The following is a 1,857-nucleotide window of genomic DNA, read 5'->3' on the forward strand; positions in this document are numbered from 1 at the left end:
CCGAGGTTGAAGGCGCCGTTGCGGCTGCCCGCCTCGGCGGCCTCGCGGTACCAGCGGGCGGCCTCCGCGATGTCGCCGCGGCCGGCCGCGAGCATGCCGACCCGCACCTGGGCACGGCGGTGCCCCTGCTCGGCGGCGCGCTCGTACCACTGCTCGCACTCGCTCTTCTCGGTGTGCGTCTCGCCGAGCGCCGGGGGGCCCGGCGCGGGCATCCGCGAGTCGAGCAGGGCGGCGAGCCGGAACGCCGCTTCGGCGCTGCCGCCGCCGGCGGCGCAGCGCAGATGCCGCTCGGCCGACTGCTCGTCACCGTCCCGCAGACAGGCGATGCCCACCTGGAGGGCGGCTTCCGTGTGTCCGGCCGCAGCCGCGCGCTCGTACCAGCGCAGCGCCGAACGGTCGTCGGCACGGCCCGCGTAGAGGATGCCGAGGTTGAACGCGGCGTCCACGCTGCCCGCTTCGGCCGCCTTGGAGAACCACGGCTCGGCCCCGGTCGGGTCGTCGGCCTGGAGCAGCAGGACGGCGAGCGCGTTGGCGGCCTCGCGGTGGCCCGCGTACGCGGCGCGCCGGTACCACTGCTCGGCCTGGGCCGTACGCTCCTGGGCGGCGCAGAGCAGCCCGAGGTTGTACGCGCCGTTGACATCGCCCGCGTCCATCGCCGCGCGGTACCAGCGCTCGGCGCTCTGCTGCTCACCACGGGCGGCGTGCAGCGCGCCGAGCGCGTTGGCCGCGTTCCCGTCGCCGTCCTGGGCGGCCCGCAGCCACCAGATGGCGGCGCTCTCCTCGTCGCCCGCGTCACGCAGCAGGAAGCCGAGCGCGCAGGCGGCCCGCGCCTCGCCGTCCTTGGCGGAGTTCAGATACCAGCGGCCCGCTTCCTTCAGTTCGCCGCGCCGCTCCAGGATCGAGCCCAGGTGCAGGGCGGCCCTGCGGTGGCCGCGCGCCGCTGCCTGCCGGTACCACTGCGCGGCCTCGGCGAGCAGGGCGGGCGCCGCGTCCTCGGTGGACCGTACGGCTTCGCGGGCACGCCGCTCCAGGGCCATGGCGAGCCGGTACGACGCCTCGCGGTGGCCCTGTTCGGCGGCGGCGCGCAGCCAGCGCTCGGAGCCGACGTCGCTGCGGTGCTCCAGCAGGTCGGCGAGCGCGTAGGCGCCCAGCGCGTGTCCCTGCTCGGCGGACTGGCGCAGCCAGTACTCGGCGGCGGGCTCGTCGCCACGCTCGCGGTAGTGCCGGCCGAGCGCGTGCGCGGCGGCGGCGGATCCGGCGACGGCGGCGATCCGCCACCAGCCGGCCGCCTCGTCCGGGTAGCCGCGCTGCTGGAGCAGGACGCCCAGGTTGTTGGCCGCGGCGCGGTCGCCCTCGGAGGTGGCCGCACGGAGGTAGGGCTCGGCCGCGTCGAGGTCGCCGCGGCGCAGCAGCAGGGCGCCGAGCGTGCTCATCGCCGCCGTGTCGCCGGCGTCGGCGGCGGCGCGATGGCGCGCCTCGGCCTCGGCGTCGGCGGTTTCCACGGCGGACGCCGTACTGTCGGCAGCGCTGTCGGCCCCGAAAACTCCCGTTTCGGACCGTTGCACAAACCGCCCTGTCTCCAACAGAGTTGTCCTATCCCCCATAAATTCCATCGTCGCATCACCCGCTACCCGTGCACACCTGGTATATCGCGTGCAACAAGGTCACTTCAGCGTTTTGTCGACATGCCCACAGAGAGATAAGTCAAACACGGTCGGGGCCAACTCCTCCGACCTGAAACACACTTGGGACACCATCCGTACAGACGTACGTCAAGGGCCCGGATCCTGAAGGATCCGGGCCCTTGACCATGAGTAGCGGGGACAGGATTTGAACCTGCGACCTCTGGGTTATGAG

General features: G+C 73.6%; 1 protein-coding gene. It reads right to left on the reverse strand.

All coding sequences use genetic code 11. The annotated features are described in order from the left end of the window. Positions 1-1,613, reverse strand: a 1,613-nt coding sequence (locus HY68_RS04480; protein ID WP_041995134.1) for a tetratricopeptide repeat protein, incomplete at its 3' end; no start/stop codon positions are given. Between the last annotated feature and the right edge of the window lie 244 nt (positions 1,614-1,857).

The sequence above is a fragment of the Streptomyces sp. AcH 505 genome (assembly GCF_000818175.1).
In the GTDB taxonomy this organism is placed as follows: Bacteria; Actinomycetota; Actinomycetes; order Streptomycetales; family Streptomycetaceae; genus Streptomyces.